Raw genomic sequence first — 22,141 nt, forward strand, 5'->3', positions numbered from 1 at the left:
GGCATTTTGACAAGTGCACGCTGTTGAGTTCTCAAGGATCGGACGCACCTGCTACTCGGCTCCTCAGCCTCGCCCGCAGGGCAACTTCACTACCTTATCCCAACCACCCCAACTGTCAAATCAGCGTTTCCAGCCCCATGAAGAGGAGGAAGCGCGCCGAATTCGACGCCCGAGTGGCGGTCACCTCGAGTCTCAGTCTTGCGACTGACTGCACACGAAGTGCAGCTGACCTGAGGGGTGTTCTCCGCTTGAGGGTGGGGCCAGTCCTTCGGACTTTCCGCTCTTCCCTGTGGGGCGAACAGATAGAAACTTACGCGGGATGCACCGTGTCGGCGAATCGGGCTGCATCCCGGGCGTGTCGCGCCCCTCCGGGGTTCACGTTCATCGGTCGATTCAGCGTCGTGGTGCGGATGTCGCGCCCCTCGTCGTCACCACCGCGGCGAGAACGAACACGGACAGCCCCCACACCCCCACGGCAGTAGGCAAGACCCGGTAGGCGAGATGCTGCGGGGTCCACTCGTCGGTCATCGGACCGTACACGCTGAGGCCGATCACCCACGCCCCGACCAGCACGGCGGGCAACGACAGCCACACGGTGTAACGCACCGCGGCCGGCAGCATTCGTTCGACGGCTTCGGGGCGCCGACGCCTCAGCCAGACCATCGCCCAGACGCCGAGGACCAGCAGCGCGATCACGGACGAACCGTGTTGCAGCCACTTGTACCCGGGCAGCACACCCCACGGGTCTGCCAGTGCGGGCAGCAGCGCGACTCCCCCTCGTCCTTCATGGGTGAAAAGGTCCCAAACGATGTGGCTGAGCACACCGAGGAGAAGGGAGATCGCCAGGATCGCCGCCGAGCGCGCGGTGACCCTGCCGTCCTTACCGGCGAAAGTCTCGCGGAGAGATGGACCGGGTCCGCTCTCCCATGCCGCGGGCAGGCGCGCGGCGAACCACCGCGGCGTCAGCTCCCCGACCGACGGGCGCAGCACGCACCGCCACACCAGAAGGAGGGCGAGAGCGAGCACCATCGTCACCGGAAGCATCACGGCGTCGTGCGTGACGTCGTACAACGGGAGTCCCGTGCGGATGAACAACGGAAGGTCGGGCGTCATGGCCCCCACCGCGATCGCGGCGGGGATGAGCGGGGTGCGGACGAACGGCAGAGCGACGACGGCGTGGCTCAGCGTGAACGGCATGGGCGCGTCTCAGCCGGTGACGAAAACGCCCGCGAGGGTCTTCTTGCCGCGGCGGAGAACCGAGACTCCCCCGGGCAGGCCGCCGGTGACCACCGCATCGTCGGCAGCGACCCGTTCCCCGTCGACCGAGACACCGCCCTGCGCGATGGCACGGCGAGCCTCTCCGAGACTCGCCACGAGACCGGTCTCGACGAGCGCTTGCACGACGGTCGTGCCGCGCGGCACTTCGGCGTGGGGCAGTTCGTCCAGCGCTTCGCGCAGCGTGCCCGCATCCAGACCCGCCAGGTCGCCCTGGCCGAAAAGCGCATCGGATGCGGCGACGACGGCCGCCGTCGCATCGGCTCCGTGGACGATCGTCGAGACCTCGGCCGCGAGTCGCTTCTGCGCGGCCCGCCGGAAGGGCTCCGTCTCGACCAGTCGGCCGTACTCCTCGATCTCCGCGCGACCGAGGAACGTGAAGATCTTCAACCGCTCGACGACGTCGGCATCGTCGGTGTTGAGCCAGAACTGGTAGAACGCGTACGCACTCGTGAGATCGGCGTCGATCCAGATCGCGTTGCCCTCGCTCTTGCCGAACTTCGTGCCGTCGGAATTCGTGATGAGGGGCGTGCCGATGGCGTGCACCGACGTGCCCTCGACCCGATGGATGAGATCTGTGCCGCTGGTGAGATTGCCCCACTGATCGCTTCCGCCCGTCTGCAGGACGCAGCCGTACTGGCGGTGGAGCTCGAGGAAGTCGAGTCCCTGCAGAATCTGGTAGCTGAACTCGGTGTAGCTGATGCCGGCTTCGGAATTCAGCCGCGCGCTGACGGCGTCCTTCTTCAGCATCGTTCCGACGCGGTAGTGCTTACCGATCTCGCGCAGGAAGTCGATCGCGCTCAGAGGAGCGGTCCAATCGAGGTTATTGACCATCCGTGCGGCGTTCGCACCGTCGAAGCTCAAGTACCGCTCCACCTGTCCACGCAGACGCTGCACCCAGTCGGCGACGGTTTCGGGCGAATTGAGAGTGCGTTCGGCGGTCGGGCGGGGGTCGCCGATCAGGCCCGTCGATCCGCCGACCAATCCGAGGGGGCGGTGGCCGGCCAGCTGCAGCCGGCGCATGGTCAGGAGCTGCACCAGGTGGCCGAGATGAAGGCTGGGGGCGGTGGGGTCGAAGCCGCAGTAGAACACGATGGGCGGTCCGGCGAGCGCTGTGCGCAACGCCGCCTGATCGGTGGAGACGTGCACCAGTCCACGCCACACGATCTCGTCCCAGACGTTCTCGAAGGTCGGATCGATCGTCGGCTGCGCGGCTGTTGACACGTGTTCGAGGGTATCAACCAGCCAGCGGCCTCCCGACCTCAGAGGCCGAGTTCGTGAGCGAGGGCCTGTGTGCGAGCGACCAGCTGCGCGCGCTGTTCAGCGACGCGCTCGGGCGCGGTGCCGCCCACGCCCGTGCGGCGCGCAACCGAGCCCCCGATCGTCAGCACCTCGCGGACGGCAGGCTCGAGCAGCGGCGACACCGATGCGAGAAGTGCGTCGTCGGCGTCTTCGAGGCCGATGCCCTGCTCTTCGCAGGCGCGCACCAGTTCGCCCGACACCTCGTGCGCGTCGCGGAAAGGGACGCCCCGGGTGACGAGCCATTCCGCGACATCGGTCGCCAGCGAGAAACCCTGCGGGGCGAGTTCGGCCATGCGCGCGGTGTCGAAGCGGAGCGTGGCCATCATGCCGGTGAAGGCCGGCAGCACCGTTTCGAGGGTGACCACCGTGTCGAAGACGGGCTCTTTGTCTTCTTGAAGGTCGCGGTTGTAGGCCAGCGGCAAGCCTTTCAACGTCGCGAGAAGCCCGGCGACATTGCCGATGAGCCTGCCGGACTTTCCGCGCGTGAGCTCTGCGATGTCGGGGTTCTTCTTCTGCGGCATGATGCTCGACCCGGTCGAGTACGCGTCGTCGAGAGTGACGAAGGAGAACTCCCGCGTGTTCCAGAGGATGATCTCCTCGGACAGGCGGGAGAGATCGATCCCGATCAGCGCGCCGACGAACGCGAACTCCGCGACGACGTCGCGCGCGCTCGTTCCGTCGATCGAGTTCTCGGAGGGCCGCGTGAGTCCGAGCTCGTCGGCGACGAGCTGCGGGTCGAGCCCGAGAGTGGATCCGGCGAGCGCACCACCGCCGTACGGCGAGACGGCCGCGCGGATCGACCAGTCGCGCAACCGCTCGAGGTCGCGCACCAGCGGCCACGCATGCGCTTGGAGGTGGTGAGCGAGCAGCACCGGCTGGGCGTGCTGCAGATGCGTGCGCCCCGGCATGATCGCTTCGGCGTGGGCGTCAGCTTGCGAGACCAGCGCATCGATGAGGCGCACGATGTCGCGGGCGATCACGCGCGCGTGATCGAGCAGGTACAGGCGCACGAGGGTGGCGATCTGGTCGTTGCGACTGCGTCCGGCCCGGAGCTTGCCGCCGAGGGCTGGGCCGACGATGTCGATCAGCGCCCCCTCGAGGGCACCGTGCACGTCTTCGTCGTCGGGCGCAGCGACCAAGGTGCCGTCAGCCACCTTGCGCCCCAGCTCGTCGAGACCCTCGTGCATCGCGACCGACTCGTCGGCGGTGAGGTAGCCCGCAGCCGTGAGAGCGGTCGCGTGCGCGTGCGAACCCGCGATGTCGTACGGTGCGAGAACCCAGTCGAAGTGGGTGGACCGGCTGAGAGCCGCGAGCTCCGGCGACGGACCCCCCGCGAATCGTGCCCCCCACAGCGCTCCGTCGTTCGTACCGTGACCGCTCGTGATGCTCATCGTCTCAGCCTAGCGACGGCGTCGCCGGCGCCCGGTCGGGCTCTCGCACCATCCATCGCACGACGCGGTCGATCGCCGCTTCGAGAGGGCCGCGTCCGGCGAGGAGCGCCCAGACGAGACACCCGACGATGATTCCCAGGGTGATCGGCCAGAAGGGCTCGAGCGCGCGGAAAGCGGAGAGCGCACCCGTGGTGCCGAGAGCGGAGGCGGCGTAAACCGCCCACACCACGATCTGCGCGGTGTAGGCCGTGAGCGGCATGGAGCCCACGGCGCGCAACGGAACGGCCACCCAGCGCACCGGCGTGCGACACAGCAGCAGGCACGCCGCGATGACGGCCACGGCGAGACCGCCCGATCCGAGGACTTCGAGCAGACCGGTCGAGTGAGCCCTCGCGGTCCACACCGCGGCGAGATAATCGGTGTCCTCCGACGCCCGATCGGACCCGCTGATCGCGGCCACCCCGTAGGCCAACGTCGCCACGGCAGCGCCGGCAGCGAGCAGCGCTCCCTGCACCGACACCGAACGAAGGTCGGCGCGACCGAGCGCCATTCCGGCGAGAAGGAACGCGATCCACGTGGGGAACGGGTACGCCCACCCGATCGAGACTCCGACGAGCTCGCCGACGGGGGTCGACCAGAAGGGGAAGGCGTCAAGGAACGCCTGCACGAACGGCATCACCACCGCGAGTGCCGCCGCGATGGCGAACAGCGCGGGGGCACGGAGGCCGAGGAACGGCAGCGACAGCAGGAAGAGGATGGCGTAGGCGGGAAGGATGACGAACACCGGCACGCCCGTGGCGATGAGCAGAAGCCCGATCAACCACAGCGCGGCCGCACGCACCGCGAGCCGGCCCGACGCGCGGGCCCGCGCAGTGCCGCGGAACGGCGTGCGGCCGCCCGTGACGAGGGCGATCGACACTCCTGCCAGGGTGGCGAACAGGATGGACGAACGACCGTTGACGATGTCGATCCAGGTGTCAGGTCGGCTCGTCACCCAGGGTTCGATCGTCAGAAGGTGCGCCGCCAGCATCCCGACCACGGCGAGCCCGCGGGCGAAGTCAAGACCTGCCAGTCGCCCGGGTCCGTCGAGGCGCGCCCACCGCGAGCGCACCCACCCGCTCATCCCTGTTGCAGCAGCCACACCAGGAGCGCCTTCTGCGCGTGAAGCCGGTTCTCGGCTTCATCCCAGACAACGCTCTGCGGGCCGTCGATCACTTCGGCCTCGACCTCGTATCCGCGGTCTGCGGGGAGGCAGTGGATGAAGATCGCGCCGGGGTCGGCGAGCGCCATGAGCCCCTGAGTCACCTTGTAGGCACCGAGATCGCGCAGGCGCGCCGCTTTCTCTTCTTCTTTGCCCATCGATACCCACGTGTCGGTGACGACGACGTCCGACCCGGCGGCTGCCCGAACGGGGTCGGGCTCGAGGAGAACCGAACCGCCGGTGCGGGCGGCGATCGCCTCGGCGTCGCTCACGACGTCCGGGCGCGGCGAGTAGGCCGCGGGCGAGGCGACGCGCACGTGCATTCCGGCCGTCACCGCGGCCAGAAGGTAGGAGTGGGCCATGTTGCTGCGACCGTCGCCGAAGAACGACAGGGTCAGACCGGCGAGCTCGCCCTTGTGCTCCCGGATCGTCAGCAGGTCGGCGAGCAGCTGACAGGGGTGGAAGTCATCGCTCAGTGCGTTGACGACCGGCACCCGCGTTCCGCGGGCCATCTCTTCGAGGCCCGACTGCGCGTATGTCCGCCAGACGATCGCGGCGACCTGGCGCTCGAGCACCCTCGCGGTGTCGGAGGGCGTCTCTTTGCCGCCGAGCTGGCTGTTGGCGGTAGAGATGATCAACGGCGACCCGCCGAGGTCGGCGATACCCACCGCGAACGACACGCGCGTGCGGGTGGAGGATTTGTCGAAGATGACCGCGACGGTCTGCGGACCCGCGAGGGGCTTCTGCGCCCAGCGGTCGCGCTTCAGCTCGATCGCCATGTCGAGGATCGCGGCCTGCTCGGCCGGGCTCAGGTCGTCATCGCGAAGCAGATGGCGGGTCACGCGGGTACCTCCACGGTCGTGTCTGGTGTGACGTCGGATTCGTCGTCGAGAAGCAGTGCGTCGCCGACGGTCGCGAGCGACGCCGCGAAGAGCTCGAGGAACTCCGCAACTTCGTCGTCGCCGATCGTGAGCGGCGGGGCGAGGCGGATGGTGTCGTCGTTCGCCGCGTTCACGATGAGGCCGTGTTCTTGGGCCGCGGCGACCACGGCCTTGGCGACCGGGTGCGTGAGTGAGACCCCGAGGAGCAGGCCCGCACCGCGGATGCCGCCGACGAGCGGTGAGCCGAGGCCGGTGATTCCGGCGCGGAGTTCGGCGCCGCGGTCCGCGGCGTTCTGAACGAGACCCGCGCGCTCGATCTCTTCGAGCACCGCTCCGGCGACAGCCGTCGCGAGGGCGTTGCCTCCGAACGTGGAACCGTGCGTGCCGGGGAAGAACAGCTCGCTCGCATGACCGAAGGTGACCAGCGCGCCGATCGGGAAGCCGCCCCCCATGCCCTTGGCGACGGTGATCGCGTCGGGGACGATGCCCGCGCGCTGGAACGCGAACCACTCCCCCGTGCGCCCGACGCCGGTCTGGATCTCGTCGACGATGAGAAGCGAACCGGATGCTTCGGTCAGCGCTCGCGCGGCCGACAGATACCCCTCGGGAAGCTCGACAACGCCCGCCTCGCCCTGGATCGGTTCGATCAGCAGCGCCGCGACACGGTCGTCGAGGGCCGCTTCGAGCGCTTCGATCGTGGCGTCGATGTGCTCGACACCCGGGACCATGGGCAGGAAGTCGGCTTGCAGCGCGGGCTTGCCGGTGAGCGCGAGGGTTCCCATCGTGCGCCCGTGGAATCCGCCCTTCAGGGCGAGGATGCGCGGGCGCTCGGCGCCGCCGTGCAGCCGCGCCAGCTTGAACGCCGCTTCGTTCGCCTCGGCGCCGGAGTTGCCGAAGTAGACGCGGCCGGAGGAGCCGGTGCCGGCCAGCCGCTTCAGCCGCGCCGCGAGCGCGAGCTGCGGCGGCGTCGCGAAGTAGTTCGACACGTGCGCGAGGGTAGCCGCCTGCCGCGAGACGGCCTCGACGAACACCGGGTGCGCGTGGCCGAGGGAGTCGACGGCGATGCCGGCGAGGAAATCGAGGTACCGGCGGCCGCCGTCGTCGAAGAGATGCGATCCCTCGCCGCGGACGAAGAGCGCCATTCTGTCGCCGAAGCTCCGGACGAGGTCGCGTCGAGCGTCGTCCTGCCAAGTGGTGTCGGTCATGCGACGACCTCCGTTCCGATTCCGTTGCTGGTGAACAGTTCTACGAGCACCGAGTGCGGCACGCGCCCGTCGATGATCGCGGCCGTGGGTACGCCGCCGTCGACGGCGTCGAGACACGCTTGCATCTTCGGGATCATGCCCGATTCCAGCCGCGGCAGCATCGCGCGCAACTCGGTCGAATCCAGGTGCGAGACCAGCGACGCCCGGTTCGGCCAGTCGGCATAGAGTCCCGCGACATCGGTGAGGACGACGAGCTTCGTCGCGCCGAGGGCGACGGCGAGCGCTGCGGCCGCAGCATCCGCGTTGACGTTCAACGAGTGGCCGGGGTGGTCGAGGTCGGGCGCGATGCTCGACACGACGGGAATGCGCCCGGCGTCCAGATGATCGAGAACGGGTCGCGGGTCGACCGACACGACGTCGCCGACGCGGCCGAGGTCGTGCTCGACTCCGGCGACGGTGACGCCGCGGCGGCGGCCGCCGAAGAGCCCGGCATCCTCGCCGCTCAGGCCCGTGGCCAACGGCCCGTGGGCGTTGATCTTCGCCACCAGCTGCGGGTTGATCTGCCCGGTGAGCACCATCCGGACGACGCTGATGGCCTCGGTCGAGGTGACGCGGTAGCCGCCCTTGAATTCGCTCGGGATGGCCAGTCGGTCGAGCATCGACGAGATCTGCGGCCCCCCGCCGTGCACCACCACGGGCTTCACCCCGACGTAGCGTAGGTAGGCGATGTCGGCGGCGAAAGCATCCTGCAACTCGTCGCTCACCATCGCGTTGCCGCCGTACTTCACCACGACGATCTGGTCGCGGAATCGCTGCAACCAGGGCAGGGATTCGACCATCGTCGCCGCCCGCGCGCTGGCGGTCTCGGGGTCGGTCTTCTGCAGATCGATGTCTGTCATGAGGAGTACGCGCTGTTCTCGTGGACGTAGTCGTGCGTGAGGTCGTTGGTGTAGATCGTCGCGGTGGCGTCGCCGACCTTCAGGTCGATGACGACACTGGTCTCGCGGGGCGTGAGATCGACCTCTTCGCGTGGGCGGTCGGGCCCGCCGTTCGAGCAGACACGTACCCCGTTCATCTCGACGTCGACGGCGTACGGGTCGAACTCCGCCTGCGTCGTGCCGATCGCAGCGAGTACCCGACCCCAGTTCGGATCGTTGCCGAAGATCGCCGCTTTGAAGAGGTTGTTGCGCGCAACGGAGCGGGCGACCTCCACGGCCTCGTCTTCGGTGACCGCGTGGACGACACGGATCTGGATGCTGTGGCTCGCACCCTCCGCGTCGGCCTGCAGCTGGACGGCGAGATCGAGGCAGGCCTCGGTCAGAGCCCGACGGAAGGCCTCCGCGTCGGGAGCGACGCCCGACGCCCCGCTCGCCATCAGGGTCACCTGGTCGTTCGTCGACATGCAGCCGTCGGAATCGAGTCGGTCGAAGCTCACACGGGTCGCCGCGCGGAGGTGCGCATCGGCGTCTGCGGCATCGAGCACGGCATCGGTGGTGAGAACGACGAGCATCGTCGCCAGACCCGGCGCGAGCATTCCCGCACCCTTCGCCATTCCGCCGATCGTCCACCCGTCCCCGCTGCGGACGCTCGTCTTCGACACCGAATCGGTGGTCATGATCGCCTCGGCGGCCGCCTGACCGCTCTCGGCATCCAGTGCATCGATGCCCCGGGCAACCCCTTCGAGCACCTTGGCGCGGAAGACCTCGTCGCCGGTACCGATGAGACCGGTCGAGCAGACGAGCACGTCACCGGCTCCCACCTCGAGCAACTCGGCCATGAGCTCGGCGGTCTGGTGGGTCGTCTGAAACCCGAAAGCCCCGGTGAAGCAGTTGGCCCCGCCCGAGTTGAGCACGATGGCCTCGACGATTCCGTCGCGGATCACCTGCTCCGACCACAGGATGGGGTTCGCCTTCGCGCGGTTCGAGGTGAACACCGCGGCGCCGACCTTGAGCGGGCCGCGGTTCACGACCACGGCGACGTCGGGTTTCCCGGACGACTTGAGGCCGACGGCAACGCCCGACGCCTCGAATCCGGCGGGTGCGGTCACGCTCATGGCGCCACTCCGTTCACGGTGAGGGCGCGGCCTTCGGGAAGACCCAACGCGATGTTCATGGATTGCACCGCGGCTCCGGCGGTGCCTTTGACGAGGTTGTCGAGGGCCGCGACGATGACGACCCGGTTGGCGGGGCGGTCGATCGCGAGTCCCAGCAGAGCGGTGTTCGCGCCCAGGACATCGGCGGTGCGCGGGAATTCACCTTCGTCGAGCACCTGCACGAAGGTCTCGTCGCCGTAGGCATCGAGCCAAGCCGCGCGGATCTCGGCATCGGATACGCCGGGGGCGATGGGAGCCGTCGTCGTCGCGAGAATGCCCCGCGACATCGGAACCAGGACGGGTGTGAACGAGATGCGGACGTCGCCGACGGCCCCGGCCGCCACCAGCGACTGCCGGATCTCGGGGATGTGCCGGTGCGTGCCGCCGACGGCGTAGGGGTTGGCGGATCCCAGGATCTCGCTGGCCAGCAGGTTCGTCTTGAGGCTCTTGCCTGCCCCCGAAGGGCCCACCGCGAGAACCGTGACGATATCGCTCGCATCGATGACGCCCGCGGCGACCCCGGGGGCGAGGCTCAGCGCCACGGTCGAGGCGTTGCAACCCGGCGCGGCGATGCGCGAGGCACCGACGAGGCGTTCGCGCTGTGTGCCGCCGTGGACGGGAAGCTCGGGCACACCGTACGTCCACGCCTCGTGGAAATCGCCGCCGTAGAAGCGGTCCCACTCGGCGGAGTCGGTGAGGCGGTGATCGGCGCCCGCATCGATGACGAGCGGAGTGTCGGCGAGCGCATCGGTGAACTGCCCCGATTGGCCGTGCGGGAGCGCGAGGACGACGATGTCGTGTCCTGCGAGCACCTCGGGGGTGGTGTCCTGCAGCTCCAGGTGCGCGAGCGAACGCAGGTGCGGTTGATGGCGGACGAGCGGCTGGCCGGCGTTCGAGTGCGCCGTGACGGTGCGGATCTCGATGTCGGGATGTGCCGACAGCAGGCGCAGGATCTCGCCGCCGGCGTAGCCGGAGGCGCCGGATACGGCGACCGAATAGGTCATGGCTTCCACCTTATTGTCTGGGTCACGGGCCTGAGTCGGCGACGCCCGTGCCGCCTGACGGCGGGAAGCGGGGTCGCCTAGAGTCGGCGGTCGCGACGGCGCGCGCTCGAAACGCTCTCAACGAGCGAGACGGAGGCGGCGGAAAGCATGGCCCCGACGATAGCCCGGGGTTCGCAGCATCCGCAAATCGGTCCGTGCGGAAAGGCGACGAGCCGAACGGATGCTACTCGCGCAGGGTCGCTCCGAAGCGCTCGGCTGCGAACGCGACACCCGCCAGGCGCGCCTCCGATGCCTCGGCCGCGGTCAGTGTGCGATCGGGGGCGCGGAAACGCAGGGCGAACGTGAGGCTCTTGCTGCTCGCGGGGAGCCCGGCGCCGCGGTAATCGTCGACGAGCCGGAGCGACTCGAGCAATTCGCCCGCCCCCTCGGCCAGCGCCGCGCGTACCGCGCCCGCGGGCACGCTCTCGGGGAGGACGAGCGACACGTCCTGGGTCGCCGCGGGGAACCCCGAGAGGGATGCGGCGACCACCCGGTCGCCGCCGAGCGTGAGGAGCAGGTCGAGGTCGAGTTCGGCGACGACGACGCGACCGGGCAGGTCGGCGGCCTCGGACACGGCGGGCAGCACCTCGCCGACGTAGCCGACCTCGATTCCGGCGACCGTGACCGTTCCGGCACGACCCGGGTGGAGCGCAGCGCGCGTGGCCTGAACCAGTTCGACCTCGACGCCGACGGCGCCCGCGATGATCCGAACGGCGTCGACGGCGTCGGCAAGACCGGCAGACACGGCGGGTTGCCCCGGCTGCTTCTCGATGATCGGGCCGGTGAGGAGGACGGCGACGTGGCGACGCTGCGGCGGGATCGACGCGTCGAGAGCCGCGAGGGTGGCGTCATCGGGACGCTCACCCAGCGGCGGCACGGAGTCGGTGCCGTAGGTGACGCCGGGCTCGGGCAGGAAGACCGCGCCCGCCTCGAAGACCGCGAGGTCAGTGAGCCCGCGGGCCACGTTCCGGTGGGCCGCAAGAAGCAGCGCGGGAATCAGAGACCTGCGTAGGAACGGCGCTTGCCCGTCGAGGGGGTTCGCCATCTTCACACTCGGGAGGTGTTCGCCCGAGGGTGAGCCGTGGAGGTCGTTCTGCTCCTCGGTCGTGAACGGGAACGACGGAGTCTCAACGAACCCTGCGGAGGCGAGCGCATTCGACACGCGACGACGACCCTGCTGGGCAGGCGTCAGACCGCGCCCCGACGGGGGCACGGGAAGGATCGACGGAATGAGGTCGTACCCCTCAATGCGGGCGACCTCTTCGGCGAGAGTCCACTTATCCGTCAGGTCAGGGCGCCACGGCGGCGGAGTGACGACCCAATTCGTGGCGTTCTCGCGTACCGTGCACCCGATCATCTCGAGAGCTTCGACGATCTCGTCCGATGTGTAATCGACACCGATCAGAGCCGGAACGAACCCGCGGGGCAGCTCGACCGCGGGCGACGAAGTCCCGCGCATGAGAGCACCGCCGGCGCGAGTGTCGGTGCCGGAGGCAAGCTGCACCATGAGTTCCGCGACGCGCGCGGCCGCGACGAACTGGATCGTCGGGTCGACACCGCGCTCGAAGCGACGAGAGGCCTCGCTCGGCAGTTTGTGCCGCCGCGCCGTGCGGGCGATCGACACCGTGTCGAAGTTCGCCGCTTCGATGAGGACATTGCGCGTGGAACCCGTCATCTCGGTCGTGCCGCCACCCATGACGCCAGCGAGGCCGATCGGGCCCGAATCGTCGGTGATGACGAGATCTTCGGGATCAAGGTCGCGCACCTTGCCGTCGAGAGTTTCGAGCTTCTCCCCCGGCGTCGCGCGCCGCACGGTGATCCCGCCCTGCAGCTTGTCGAGGTCGTAGCCGTGGATCGGCTGGCCGAGTTCGAGCATGACGTAGTTGGTGATGTCGATCAGGATGCCCAAAGACCGGATGCCGGCAAGGGTGAGCCGCGCCACCATCCACGCCGGGGTGGGCTTCGTCGGGTCGACGTCGCGCACGATGCGGGCCACGAACTCCGGAACACCGACCCGACCGCGGATCGGGGCGGGATCGATGACCGAGACCGCGAAGGCCCGTTCATCGGCAAGATTCACTTCGCCCCACACCTTCGCGCCCGGGTCGCGGAACACCGCACCCGTGGAGTGCGAATACTCCCGCGCGACGCCACGGATCGACAACGCATAGCCGCGATCGGGCGTGACATTGATCTCGACCGCGACGTCATCCAGGCCCAGCAGCGCGATCGCGTCGGTGCCCACGGGCGCGTCGATGCCCAGCTCGGCAAGGCGCAGGATGCCCGCGTGCTCGTCGCCGAGACCGAGCTCTTTCGCCGAGGCGATCATGCCGTCCGAGATATGTCCGTAGGTCTTGCGCGCCGCGATCGGGAAGGGTCCCGGCAACACGGCGCCCGGAAGCGTCACCACGACCTTGTCGCCGACGAAGAAGTTGCCGGCACCGCACACGATGCCGTGCACGGCCGGTCCGCCATCCGCGGCGGTCTCGCCGTCTGGCGCGACTTGCACCTGGCACCAGCGGATCGTCTTGCCGTTCGACTGCGGTTCGGCATCGAAAGAGAGCACCTCGCCGACGACGACGGGACCCGTCACGTCGAACCGGTGCACGTCTTCTTCTTCGAACCCGACGCGCACGAGCGCCTCGAGAACGTCTTCGGGGGTGGTCTCGGGGGCGACGTCGACGAACTCACGCAACCAGGAGAGCGGGACGCGCATCAGACCACCATTCCGAACTGCTCGCTGAAACGCACATCGCCCTCGGCCATGTCGCGCATGTCTTGCACGTCGCTGCGGAACATCAGCGTCCGCTCGATTCCCATCCCGAACGCGAAGCCCGAGTAGACCTCGGGATCGATGCCCGCCGCGCGCAGCACGTTGGGGTTGACCATGCCGCAGCCGCCCCACTCGATCCAGCGAGCGCCGCCCTTGAAGGTCGGGTGCCACAGGTCGAGCTCGGCGCTCGGCTCGGTGAAGGGGAAGAAGTTCGCGCGGAAGCGCGTCTTCGCCTCGGGGCCGAAGAGCACACGGGCGGCGTGGTCGAGCGTGCCCTTGAGGTTCGCCATCGTGATGCCCTTGTCGATCACGAGCCCCTCGAACTGCGTGAAGACGGGCAGATGGGTCGCGTCGAACTCGTCGGTGCGGTAGACCCGCCCCGGGCAGAGGACGTAGATCGGCAGCTCCCGCTCGAGCATCGAACGCACCTGCACGGGGGACGTGTGGGTGCGCATGACGAGGTGGCGTGCCACCGGATCCACGAAGAACGTGTCTTGCATCTGGCGCGCCGGGTGATCGACGTCGAAGTTCAGCGCATCGAAGTTGAACCACTCGTGCTCGAGCTCGGGCCCCTCGGCGATCTCCCACCCCATGCCGACGAAGATGTCGGAAACCTGTTCCTGAAGGAGCGAGATCGGATGCCGCGCTCCGACGCGGGCACGTCGCGGAAGCGCCGTGATGTCGAGGCGCTCCGCCTCGAGCTTGGCGGCGGTCTCGGCTTCGGCGAGCTCGGTCTCACGCGCGGCGAGCGCCTGGTTCACGCGCCCGCGGGCCTGGCCCACCAGCTTGCCGAACTCGGCCTTGTTCTCGGGCGCGACCTGACGCAGCCCGGCGTTCAGACGCGCCAGTGGCGAGCCTTCCGCGGTGTGAGCCGCGCGGGCGCTTCTCAGGTCGGGGGTGGAAGCGGCGGCGGCGATCGCGGCGAGGGCCGCGTCGACCGCGGCGGCTACCGCTTCGGGGGTGATCTCGGGGGCGTCGGACACGAGAGTCGAGTCTACCGACGGGCGGATGCGGCGTTCTGCCCGCTCTCGCTCGTCACCGGCCGGGAACGCCGACCGCGGAGCGAGACTCGAGCCTCGCGAGGATCGTCGCCGAGATGTCGGCCAAAGCATCCAACTGCTCGTCGTTCAGTGCGTCGATGACGAGCGATCGCACTGTTGCGATGTGGTCGGGGACGGAGTGGATGAGCGCCCTGCGCCCCGCGGTCGTCAGCCGGACATTCGTCGCGCGGCGGTCTTGCGGACACGGCGAGCGCTCGATCAGACCCTTCTTCTCCATCCGCGAGCACACGTTCGACAGGCGCGCGAGGGTGGCGTGGGTCGCCTCGGCGAGTTCGGTCATCCGCAGAGTGGTGCCGGGCATGGTGTGGAGGACCGTCAGCACCCCGAACTCGAAGTGGGTGAGCTGCGCCTCTCGCTGGAGCTGAGCATCCAACGCTGCCGGCAGCAGCTGGGTGACCGCGATGAGTCCGCGCCACGCGCGTGACTCCCGCTCGTCCATCCTCGGCACTGCGAACTCCATGCCCCCAACCTAGCGTTAGTTGTTGCTAAAAGTAAATTGTGATAGACCTGGTTCCGCGAATACTTTTCGCAACAACAAAAGGACGGATCAATCATGGTCGCAGTAACAGTGGTCGGGGCAGGCAACCTGGGTGGAGCAGTGGCGAGGCTGGCCGCGAAGGCGGGCGCAGGCGTTCAGGTGCTCGCTCGTGAGCGCGACAAAGCCGACGCTCTTGCCTCGTCGATCGGCGCGGAGTCGGGACAGATCGGCGATGCGGTCTCCGGTGACATCGTCGTCCTCGCGGTCCCCTTCCACGCCGTTGCCGAAATCCTGACGAGCTATGCCGGGGCCTGGGACGGCAAGACCGTCGTCGACGTGACGAATCCCGTCGACCTCGCCACCTTCGACGGCCTCGTCGTGCCCGCAGACTCGTCGGCCGCCCGGGAGATCCAGTCAGCCGCAGCTCGGACGCGGGTCGTGAAGGCCTTCAACGTGAACTTCGCCGCGACGCTCGCCACCGGGCAGACCGGATCGGCGCCCACCACCGTCCTCATCGCCGGTGACGACGCATCCGCGAAGGATGCCGTCGCCGACCTCGTGCGCGGTGCGGGGCTCCGTGCCGTCGATGCCGGCTCGCTGAAGCGCGCGCGAGAACTCGAAGCGCTTGGATTTCTGCAGATGACCCTCGCCGCCACGGAGAAGACCTCGTGGACGAGCGGGTTCGCCCTGAACGACTGAACGCCCGACCCGGAACGACAGGAACACAACATGGTCATCGCCTACTGGATCGGGTTCGTCGCATGGGCGTGACGACGCCGGAGTGGCTCGGCACCGCTACAGCCACCCCGGGCGCCCTCGCCGACGGGGCGCGCATGGACACCGTCGAGCTTCTCGTCGGCGACCTCGACGCCATGACCGCCTTCTATCGGGATGCTGTCACCCTCGATGTCCTGGATCAGTCGGGGCCGACGGCGACGCTCGGTCGGCACGGACTGCCGATCATGGTGCTGCGGCACTCCCCCGATCTGCCGAGCCGCAACGCTCGCGGAGCCGGGCTCTACCACACGGCCGTCGTGTTCCAGGATGAGGCGCGGCTCGCCGCATCCCTCGCCTCGATGGCGCAGCGGGCCGCCCACCTCCATGAGGGGAGCGCCGACCACATCGTCAGCGAAGCCTTCTACTTCCACGATCCCGAAGGAAACGGTCTCGAGCTCTATCGGGATCGCCCCCGCGCGGAATGGAGCTACGGGGCCGACGGATCGGTGCAGATGGGATCGCTTCCGCTCGACCCGAACGGGTTTCTGCAGCGGTGGCACGATCCCGACCGGTCGGAGGTCGCTGGGCCGCCGACGGCAGCCATCGGACACGTGCATCTTCAGGTCGGTGATGTTGCCGCCGCGCGCCGGTTCTACGTCGACGCGCTCGGGTTCGACATCACTTTCGACCTGGGCTCGGCGATGTTCCTGTCGGCCGGCGGGTACCACCATCACATCGGCGTCAATACCTGGCAGAGCGCGGGCGCCGGGCCGCGAGCCGCGGCGCTCGGGCTCGGCGACGTCCGGATCGCGTTGCCCTCACGCAACGATGTCGAGGCGCTCAGCGACCGCTTGCGGTTCGCCGGGGTCGATCGTCGCGACGACGGACGCGCGCTGCGCTTCGCCGACCCGTGGGGGACGCAGATCGTCGCGGCCGCGGACGGCAGCTGACACTCAGCGCGCGTTCGCGCCGTCTCCACCGCCGAAACCGCCTCCACCCAGCCCGCTGCCGCCCATGTCGTGCTTTCCGAGGCCCCGCTGGGCGACGATGAGCTCGGTATCGGTGACTTCCTGCGTCGGCTGATTCGCACCGGCGACGTGGCCGCCGGTCTTCGACGAACGCCGCAGACGCTTCTCGACGGTCGTCGCGACGAGCGAAAGCAGGAGGCAGAGGCTGATGTAGATCGCGCCCACGATGATCGTCGCCGGAACGATCGGCGAGCCGTACGTCGCCTGGCCGCCGATGTAGCGGGCGTAGAACAACAGCTCGGGGTAGGTGACGATGAAGCCGAGCGCGGTGTCCTTCAGCGTGACAACGAGCTGGGCGATGATCACCGGCATCATGGCGCGGATGGCCTGCGGCAACAGGATCAGGCGCATGACCCCCGCCTTGCGGAGGCCGATCGCGTAGCCCGCTTCGTGCTGACCGCGGGGAAGCGACTCGACGCCGGCACGGATAACCTCGGCGAGCACCGACCCGTTGTACGCGATGAGCGCGATGACGACGGCCCAGTACGGCTCCATGCGGATGCCGAGAACAGGCAGGCCGTAGTACAGGAGGAACATGAACACGAGCACGGGGACGGCCCGGAGCACCTCGACGATTGCCGCGAACGGCCAGCGGATCCAGGCATGATTCGACATCCGTCCGATGGCGAGCACGAAGCCGAGGACGATCGCGCCGACGGCCGCAGCGGCGAACGCGCCCAGGGTAGCGAGCGCGGCCTTGCCGATGTTGATCCACACGTTCGCGTAGGTGAACGCCGACCACTTCTGAGCGGTGAACTGGCCCGTCGCCGCGAGGCGCCAGACGAAGAATCCGAGGATCGCGAGGACCACCAGCACGGTGATCGCTCCGAGCACGCGGTTGCGCGCGACGGCGCGGGGTCCGGGGACGTCGAACAGAACGCTGCTCATCGGGCCACCCTCCATCGGGTCTCGAGACTGCGCTGCAGCCAGGACAGCAGCAGCACGAGGGCGACGAAGATCACGGCGACCCAGAGGATGACGAAGAGTTGGTTCTCGCCGCGCTCGCTGAGGTAGCTGCGGACGGAACCGAGATTGATGACACTGAAGCCGGCCGCGACCGTCGTGTTCTTGAGGAGAGCGATGAAGACGCTCATCATCGGGGGGATCACCGAACGGAACGCTTGCGGCATCACGACCGATCCCATGACCTGACCGAACGTGAGTCCCAAGGCACGCGCCGCCTCGGCCTGCCCGACGGGGACGGTGTTGATTCCCGAGCGAATGGTCTCCGCGACGTAGGTGGCGGTGTAGATCCCCAGGGCGGCGACACCGAGGACGAGGGGGTCGATGCGCGTCTCGAGGAGCGGCGGGAGTGCGAAAGCGAACCCGAAGAACACCAGCGTCAGCGGGGTGTTTCGAATGGTGTTGACGTAGAGCGTGCCCATCCAGCGCGCGACGGGAATCGGCGACACTCTCATGCCACCCACGACGATGCCGAGCACGAGGGCGAGGAGACCACCGCCGAAGAAGAGGATGAGCGTGCCGACAAGGCCGTCCCACCAGATATCGGTGTTGTCGGTGATGATGTTCACGACATCGCCTTCCTACGTGTTCGAACGGACGAGGGGGATGGGGGCGGCCGAAGCCGCCCCCACGAGATCACTCGTCTACTGCGGGCTGCGTGCCCTCGATGCCGGCCGGCTCGAGGTGCAGGTCGAACAGAGCCGTCCACACGTCGCCCCCATCGGTGAGAAGCGCGTTGATGTGGTCCTTCAGAGCGGTGTCGCCCTTGGCGATTCCGACGCCGTAGCGCTCCTCGCTGAACGGGTCACCCGCGATCTTGAGGGCCTCGGGCTCGAGAGCCACGTAGCCGGCGAGGATCGCTTCGTCGGTCGTGATCGCGTCGACCTGGCCACCCTTGAGCTGCTCGACGCACTGCGAGTACGTGTCGTACTCGACGGTGTTGCCGGGGCTGTACTCGTCGCGGATGCGCTGGAGCGGGGTGGAACCGGTCACCGAGCACACCGTCTTGCCGGCCAGGTCGTCGGGTCCGTTGATCGAGTCGTCGTCCGCGGCGACCAGCAGGCCCTGGCCCGTCTCGAAGTACGGACCCGCGAAGTCGATCTGCTCTTTGCGCTTGTCGGTGATCGAGTAGGTGCCGACGTAGTAGTCGATATCACCGTTGACGATGGCCTGCTCGCGGTTCGCGGAGGGAATCGTCTGGTAAGTGATCTTGTCCTCGTCGAAGCCGAGCGACGCGGCGATCCAGCGTGCCATATCGACGTCGAAGCCGGTGCGCTCGCCGGAGGCTGCGTCTTCGTAGCCGAGTCCGGGCTGGTCGTTCTTGACCCCGATAATGACACCGTCGCGAGCGGTCATCGCTTCGTAGGTGGGGCTGTCGGCGAGGTCGACGTCGGTGGCGACCTGCCACAGTGCGTCGTCGCTGCCCGCTTCGGGAGCGCCGGGGCTGGTGGGCGATCCGCTGTTACAGGCTGTCAGGCCGAGCGTGGCGATGGCCGCCAGCGCCGTTCCGACGATCAGTCGTGTCTTCCGCATGGGATCTCCTTGGTGTGGGGTGCTGTGTGGTCGCGGACCCGTTGTTCGGGCCCGACGTTCGGGGGGGCCTCGTCAGTGCGTGATGAGCTTCGAGAGGAAGTCTTTGGCGCGCGGGCTCTGCGGGTTCGTGAAGAACTGCTCGGGTGCCGCCTCTTCGACGATCTGGCCGTCTGCCATGAAGATGACGCGGTCGGCCGCCTTCCGCGCGAAGCCCATCTCATGGGTGACGACGATCATCGTCATCCCGTCACCGGCGAGACCGACCATGACGTCGAGGACCTCGTTGATCATCTCGGGGTCGAGGGCGCTCGTCGGCTCGTCGAAGAGCATCAGCTTCGGTTTCATCGCCAAGGCGCGGGCGATGGCCACGCGCTGCTGCTGACCACCCGAGAGCTGCGCGGGGAGCTTGTCGGCCTGGGCGTCGATGCCGACGCGCTCGAGGAGCACGCGCGCCTCGCGCTCCGCATCCGCCTTCTTCATCCCTCGCACCTTGATGGGCCCGAGCGTCACGTTCTCGAGGATCGTCAGATGGGCGAAGAGGTTGAAGGACTGGAAAACCATCCCGACGTCGGCACGGAGCTGCGCGAGACCCTTGCCCTCTTTCGGGAGCTCTTCGCCGTCGATGGTGATGGAGCCGGACGTGATGGTCTCGAGCCGGTTGATCGTGCGGCAGAGCGTCGACTTCCCGGAACCCGAGGGGCCGATCACGACGACCACCTCTCCGCGGGAGACCGTGAGGTCGATGTCTTTCAGTGCCTGGAAGTCGCCGTAGTGCTTCTGCACATCGCTCATCTCGACGAGCGAGTCGCCGGCCGGCCGTGAATCAGAGGTCGCCATGACTCAACCCTATGAGTCCGCTGGGACCCCGACCAGCTCTTGACGCCAGCCTTAACCGATCTGTAACAGCGGGGAAAGACGAATGCTCACGCACCCGCGCGCTGCGCGAACGCCGTCTCGTAGAGGCAGACACTCGCGGCGGTGGCCAGATTCAGCGACTCGGCGCGCCCGTAGATCGGCAGCCGCAGGGCCAGATCGGCGTAGGCGAGGGCCGGTTCTTCGAGCCCGCGCGCCTCGTTCCCGAACAACCAGGCGGTGGGCTCTGCGAGCAGATGCCGCGAAGCCAAGAAGTCGGTGCCGTCGACATCCGCGGCGACGACCCGCATGCCCGCGGCGTGGGCGCGCTCGACAGCCGTCTCGAGCTCTCCGCCCACGGCGATCGGGAGGTGGAAGATCGAACCGGTCGTCGCGCGCACGACCTTCGGGTTGTACGGGTCGACGGTGCGCCCGGTGAGCACGACCGCGTCGGCGCCGGCAGCATCCGCCGCTCGAATGATCGTGCCGAGGTTGCCGGGATCACGCACTTCTTCGCAGATCGCGACGAGCCGCGGGCCCGCGGCGAACACATCGCGCATCGACGTCGGAGCCTGACGTGCGACCGCGACGATCCCCTGCGGGGTCACCGTGTCGGCCATCGCGTCGAGCACCGCTTCTGTGGTGTATTCGATCTCGAGACCGACCGTTCGCGCGGCATCGCGGATGTCGCCGTGCTTCTCCATCGCCGTCGGGGTCGCGAACAGCTCCACCACGGTGTCGGGCGCATACTCCAACGCTTCACGCGCGGCCTGCGGGCCCTCGAGAAGGAAGAGACCGGTCTCCTGGCGGGCGCTGCGCTTCGCCAACTTCGCGACGGCGCGCACACGGGGGGAACGCGGATTCTCGAGCATTTCGCCAGCCTATTGGTCAGGCTCCGGCCGATACGCGACCGACGCGGTTCCCACGCAGAAAGGGCGCCCTCCCGGAGGAGGACGCCCTTTCGAGGAAGACGGATGCTTACGCGGTCTTGGCGGCGTTCACGTCGGCCGGCAACGCGCTCTTCGCCGTGGCGACGAGCGACGCGAAGGTCGCCGGCTCGTTCACCGCGAGCTCTGCGAGCATGCGGCGGTCGACCTGCACGCCCGCAAGGCCGAGGCCCTGGATCAGGCGGTTGTAGGTCAGACCGTTCTGGCGGGACGCGGCGTTGATGCGCTGGATCCACAGACGACGGAAGTCGCCCTTGCGCTTGCGACGGTCACGGTACGCGTAAACCAGCGAGTGGGTGACCTGCTCCTTCGCCTTGCGATACAGGCGCGAACGCTGCCCGCGGTATCCCTTGGCGCGCTCGAGGATGACGCGACGCTTCTTGTGGGCGTTTACTGCCCGCTTGACTCTAGCCATTTCGTTTCGTTCCTAACGTGCTTCGGCGCTCAAAGACCGAGGAGCTTCTTGGCGACCTTGGCGTCGCCCTTGGACAGGACCTGCTCCTGGTTCAGACGGCGGGTGCGCTTCGAGGACTTGCCCTCGAGGTTGTGCCGCATACCGGCCTGCTGCTTCATGAGCTTGCCGCTACCGGTCAACTTGAAGCGCTTCTTGGCACCCGAGTGGGTCTTCTGCTTCGGCATCTGTCTTTCCTTCGTTGGGTTTCCCGCCGAGGCGGGAGGCTGGGGCCTACTCGGCAGATGCCGGGGCGGGCTCGGTGTCTGAGGAGTCCGGGCGCGACCCTGAACGGGACGCTTCCTTCGTGGCAGCACGCTGGGCGTTCTGCTCGGTCTTGACCTCGGACTTGTTCTTGTGGGGGGCGACCACCATCACCATGTTGCGACCGTCGATGGTCGGGTTCGACTCGACGGTGCCGAACTCGGCCACATCTTCGGCGAACTTGCGGAGCAGGCGCACACCCTGGTCGGGCCGCGACTGCTCGCGTCCGCGGAACAGGATCATGGCCTTCACCTTGTCGCCGGCCTGGAGGAAGCCCTCGGCACGCTTGAGCTTGGTGGTGTAGTCGTGAGCTTCGATCTTCAGACGGAACCGCACCTCTTTGAGGACGGTATTCGCCTGGTTGCGACGCGCTTCCTTGGCCTTCTGCGCAGTCTCGTACTTGAATTTGCCGTAATCCATGATCTTGACCACGGGCGGCTTCGAGTTCGGGGCTACCTCGACGAGATCGAGGTCGGCCTCTTGGGCCAGGCGCAGCGCCACCTCGATGCGGACGACGCCGACCTGCTCACCAGCGGGACCCACGAGGCGAACCTCGGGGACGCGGATGCGGTCATTGGTGCGGGGATCGCTGATGCGGGACTCCTCTTACGTTGCGGGAGACCACCGCGACACGGGAGCATCGCGGGCGGAAGACGACACACTCCACCCGACTCGACGTGAGAA

The 22,141-nt window shown here is 68.1% G+C and carries 22 protein-coding genes; 2 read left to right on the top strand and 20 right to left on the bottom strand.

Translation table 11 applies throughout. From position 1 onward, the window contains the following. Nucleotides 1-393: 393 nt before the first annotated feature. The 12 genes from ACFXQA_RS00005 to ACFXQA_RS00060 all read right to left on the bottom strand — a co-directional run bounded on the left by ACFXQA_RS00005 (nucleotide 394) and on the right by ACFXQA_RS00060 (nucleotide 14,684). Entirely contained in the window at nucleotides 394-1,197 is an 804-nt protein-coding gene (locus ACFXQA_RS00005; protein ID WP_394517729.1) for a DUF4184 family protein, read from the bottom strand. Between the two features lie 9 nt (nucleotides 1,198-1,206). Further along, nucleotides 1,207-2,499, bottom strand: coding sequence for a tyrosine--tRNA ligase (tyrS, locus tag ACFXQA_RS00010; protein WP_394517730.1), 1,293 nt, complete (start codon nucleotides 2,497-2,499; stop codon nucleotides 1,207-1,209). Nucleotides 2,500-2,537: 38 nt separating this feature from the next. Then, nucleotides 2,538-3,968 carry an argininosuccinate lyase gene (gene argH / locus ACFXQA_RS00015; protein WP_394517731.1) on the bottom strand — a complete coding sequence of 477 codons (1,431 nt, stop codon included), beginning with the start codon at nucleotides 3,966-3,968 and terminating at the stop codon, nucleotides 2,538-2,540. Nucleotides 3,969-3,972: 4 nt separating this feature from the next. Then, nucleotides 3,973-5,109 carry a heparan-alpha-glucosaminide N-acetyltransferase domain-containing protein gene (locus tag ACFXQA_RS00020; protein WP_394517732.1) on the bottom strand — a complete coding sequence of 379 codons (1,137 nt, stop codon included), beginning with the start codon at nucleotides 5,107-5,109 and terminating at the stop codon, nucleotides 3,973-3,975. Beyond that, nucleotides 5,088-6,011 (bottom strand): ornithine carbamoyltransferase, encoded by a 924-nt coding sequence (gene argF, locus ACFXQA_RS00025; RefSeq protein ID WP_394517733.1) that lies wholly within the window; start codon nucleotides 6,009-6,011, stop codon nucleotides 5,088-5,090. Before argF ends, ACFXQA_RS00020 begins: the two co-directional genes overlap by 22 nt. Further along, nucleotides 6,008-7,255 carry an acetylornithine transaminase gene (locus ACFXQA_RS00030; RefSeq protein WP_394517734.1) on the bottom strand — a complete coding sequence of 416 codons (1,248 nt, stop codon included), beginning with the start codon at nucleotides 7,253-7,255 and terminating at the stop codon, nucleotides 6,008-6,010. Before ACFXQA_RS00030 ends, argF begins: the two co-directional genes overlap by 4 nt. Further along, nucleotides 7,252-8,154, bottom strand: a complete 903-nt coding sequence (gene argB / locus ACFXQA_RS00035; RefSeq protein WP_394517735.1) for an acetylglutamate kinase — start codon at nucleotides 8,152-8,154, stop codon at nucleotides 7,252-7,254. Before argB ends, ACFXQA_RS00030 begins: the two co-directional genes overlap by 4 nt. Beyond that, complete coding sequence (argJ, locus tag ACFXQA_RS00040) at nucleotides 8,151-9,308, bottom strand: bifunctional glutamate N-acetyltransferase/amino-acid acetyltransferase ArgJ (RefSeq protein ID WP_394517736.1); 1,158 nt, start codon at nucleotides 9,306-9,308, stop codon at nucleotides 8,151-8,153. The genes argB and argJ overlap by 4 nt, the downstream gene beginning before the upstream one ends. Then, on the bottom strand, nucleotides 9,305-10,351 hold the full coding sequence (gene argC / locus ACFXQA_RS00045; RefSeq protein ID WP_394517737.1) for an N-acetyl-gamma-glutamyl-phosphate reductase: 1,047 nt from the start codon (nucleotides 10,349-10,351) through the stop codon (nucleotides 9,305-9,307). Before argC ends, argJ begins: the two co-directional genes overlap by 4 nt. A 223-nt stretch (nucleotides 10,352-10,574) precedes the next feature. Then, the gene (gene pheT, locus ACFXQA_RS00050) at nucleotides 10,575-13,106 is read right to left on the bottom strand and encodes a phenylalanine--tRNA ligase subunit beta (protein WP_394517738.1); all 2,532 of its coding nucleotides are present in this window, start codon (nucleotides 13,104-13,106) and stop codon (nucleotides 10,575-10,577) included. Continuing rightward, on the bottom strand, nucleotides 13,106-14,146 hold the full coding sequence (pheS, locus tag ACFXQA_RS00055; RefSeq protein ID WP_394517739.1) for a phenylalanine--tRNA ligase subunit alpha: 1,041 nt from the start codon (nucleotides 14,144-14,146) through the stop codon (nucleotides 13,106-13,108). Before pheS ends, pheT begins: the two co-directional genes overlap by 1 nt. A 52-nt stretch (nucleotides 14,147-14,198) precedes the next feature. Beyond that, the gene (locus ACFXQA_RS00060; protein WP_394517740.1) at nucleotides 14,199-14,684 is read right to left on the bottom strand and encodes a MarR family winged helix-turn-helix transcriptional regulator; all 486 of its coding nucleotides are present in this window, start codon (nucleotides 14,682-14,684) and stop codon (nucleotides 14,199-14,201) included. Between the two features lie 93 nt (nucleotides 14,685-14,777). Here ACFXQA_RS00060 and ACFXQA_RS00065 point away from each other — a divergent pair, with 93 nt between their 5' ends. After that, nucleotides 14,778-15,401, top strand: a complete 624-nt coding sequence (locus ACFXQA_RS00065) for an NADPH-dependent F420 reductase (RefSeq protein WP_394517741.1) — start codon at nucleotides 14,778-14,780, stop codon at nucleotides 15,399-15,401. A gap of 62 nt (nucleotides 15,402-15,463) precedes the next feature. Beyond that, entirely contained in the window at nucleotides 15,464-16,369 is a 906-nt protein-coding gene (locus ACFXQA_RS00070; protein WP_394517742.1) for a VOC family protein, read from the top strand. 3 nt (nucleotides 16,370-16,372) lie between these two features. On the opposite strand, the gene ACFXQA_RS00075 is transcribed toward ACFXQA_RS00070, so the two are convergent. The 8 genes from ACFXQA_RS00075 to infC form a co-directional block, all read right to left on the bottom strand. After that, complete coding sequence (locus ACFXQA_RS00075; protein ID WP_394517743.1) at nucleotides 16,373-17,335, bottom strand: amino acid ABC transporter permease; 963 nt, start codon at nucleotides 17,333-17,335, stop codon at nucleotides 16,373-16,375. After that, nucleotides 17,332-17,979, bottom strand: a complete 648-nt coding sequence (locus ACFXQA_RS00080; RefSeq protein ID WP_394517744.1) for an amino acid ABC transporter permease — start codon at nucleotides 17,977-17,979, stop codon at nucleotides 17,332-17,334. Before ACFXQA_RS00080 ends, ACFXQA_RS00075 begins: the two co-directional genes overlap by 4 nt. Nucleotides 17,980-18,046: 67 nt before the next feature. Then, the gene (locus ACFXQA_RS00085; RefSeq protein ID WP_394517745.1) at nucleotides 18,047-18,943 is read right to left on the bottom strand and encodes a glutamate ABC transporter substrate-binding protein; all 897 of its coding nucleotides are present in this window, start codon (nucleotides 18,941-18,943) and stop codon (nucleotides 18,047-18,049) included. Nucleotides 18,944-19,015: 72 nt separating this feature from the next. Next, the gene (locus tag ACFXQA_RS00090) at nucleotides 19,016-19,780 is read right to left on the bottom strand and encodes an amino acid ABC transporter ATP-binding protein (RefSeq protein ID WP_394517746.1); all 765 of its coding nucleotides are present in this window, start codon (nucleotides 19,778-19,780) and stop codon (nucleotides 19,016-19,018) included. Nucleotides 19,781-19,866: 86 nt separating this feature from the next. Then, entirely contained in the window at nucleotides 19,867-20,667 is an 801-nt protein-coding gene (locus ACFXQA_RS00095) for a TrmH family RNA methyltransferase (protein WP_394517747.1), read from the bottom strand. Between the two features lie 106 nt (nucleotides 20,668-20,773). Then, nucleotides 20,774-21,157 (bottom strand): 50S ribosomal protein L20, encoded by a 384-nt coding sequence (gene rplT, locus ACFXQA_RS00100; RefSeq protein WP_394517748.1) that lies wholly within the window; start codon nucleotides 21,155-21,157, stop codon nucleotides 20,774-20,776. Between the two features lie 29 nt (nucleotides 21,158-21,186). After that, nucleotides 21,187-21,381, bottom strand: a complete 195-nt coding sequence (gene rpmI, locus ACFXQA_RS00105) for a 50S ribosomal protein L35 (protein ID WP_394517749.1) — start codon at nucleotides 21,379-21,381, stop codon at nucleotides 21,187-21,189. A 46-nt stretch (nucleotides 21,382-21,427) separates the two neighbouring features. Beyond that, the gene (gene infC / locus ACFXQA_RS00110) at nucleotides 21,428-22,051 is read right to left on the bottom strand and encodes a translation initiation factor IF-3 (RefSeq protein ID WP_394517828.1); all 624 of its coding nucleotides are present in this window, start codon (nucleotides 22,049-22,051) and stop codon (nucleotides 21,428-21,430) included. Between the last annotated feature and the right edge of the window lie 90 nt (nucleotides 22,052-22,141).

It is taken from the genome of Microbacterium shimangi (genome assembly GCF_043556445.1).
Lineage (GTDB): Bacteria > Actinomycetota > Actinomycetes > Actinomycetales > Microbacteriaceae > Microbacterium.

Coding starts and splice junctions, on each gene's coding strand:
- ACFXQA_RS00075 (WP_394517743.1), bottom strand. CDS start 17,335: ATGAGCAGCGTTCTGTTCGACGTCCCCGGACCCCGCGCCGTCGCGCGC.
- ACFXQA_RS00005 (WP_394517729.1), bottom strand. CDS start 1,197: ATGCCGTTCACGCTGAGCCACGCCGTCGTCGCTCTGCCGTTCGTCCGC.
- ACFXQA_RS00090 (WP_394517746.1), bottom strand. CDS start 19,780: ATGGCGACCTCTGATTCACGGCCGGCCGGCGACTCGCTCGTCGAGATG.
- ACFXQA_RS00095 (WP_394517747.1), bottom strand. CDS start 20,667: ATGCTCGAGAATCCGCGTTCCCCCCGTGTGCGCGCCGTCGCGAAGTTG.
- pheT (WP_394517738.1), bottom strand. CDS start 13,106: ATGCGCGTCCCGCTCTCCTGGTTGCGTGAGTTCGTCGACGTCGCCCCC.
- rpmI (WP_394517749.1), bottom strand. CDS start 21,381: ATGCCGAAGCAGAAGACCCACTCGGGTGCCAAGAAGCGCTTCAAGTTG.
- ACFXQA_RS00065 (WP_394517741.1), top strand. CDS start 14,778: ATGGTCGCAGTAACAGTGGTCGGGGCAGGCAACCTGGGTGGAGCAGTG.
- argB (WP_394517735.1), bottom strand. CDS start 8,154: ATGACAGACATCGATCTGCAGAAGACCGACCCCGAGACCGCCAGCGCG.
- argC (WP_394517737.1), bottom strand. CDS start 10,351: ATGACCTATTCGGTCGCCGTATCCGGCGCCTCCGGCTACGCCGGCGGC.
- ACFXQA_RS00030 (WP_394517734.1), bottom strand. CDS start 7,255: ATGACCGACACCACTTGGCAGGACGACGCTCGACGCGACCTCGTCCGG.
- ACFXQA_RS00070 (WP_394517742.1), top strand. CDS start 15,464: ATGGGCGTGACGACGCCGGAGTGGCTCGGCACCGCTACAGCCACCCCG.
- ACFXQA_RS00085 (WP_394517745.1), bottom strand. CDS start 18,943: ATGCGGAAGACACGACTGATCGTCGGAACGGCGCTGGCGGCCATCGCC.
- argJ (WP_394517736.1), bottom strand. CDS start 9,308: ATGAGCGTGACCGCACCCGCCGGATTCGAGGCGTCGGGCGTTGCCGTC.
- rplT (WP_394517748.1), bottom strand. CDS start 21,157: ATGGCTAGAGTCAAGCGGGCAGTAAACGCCCACAAGAAGCGTCGCGTC.
- ACFXQA_RS00060 (WP_394517740.1), bottom strand. CDS start 14,684: ATGGAGTTCGCAGTGCCGAGGATGGACGAGCGGGAGTCACGCGCGTGG.
- argH (WP_394517731.1), bottom strand. CDS start 3,968: ATGAGCATCACGAGCGGTCACGGTACGAACGACGGAGCGCTGTGGGGG.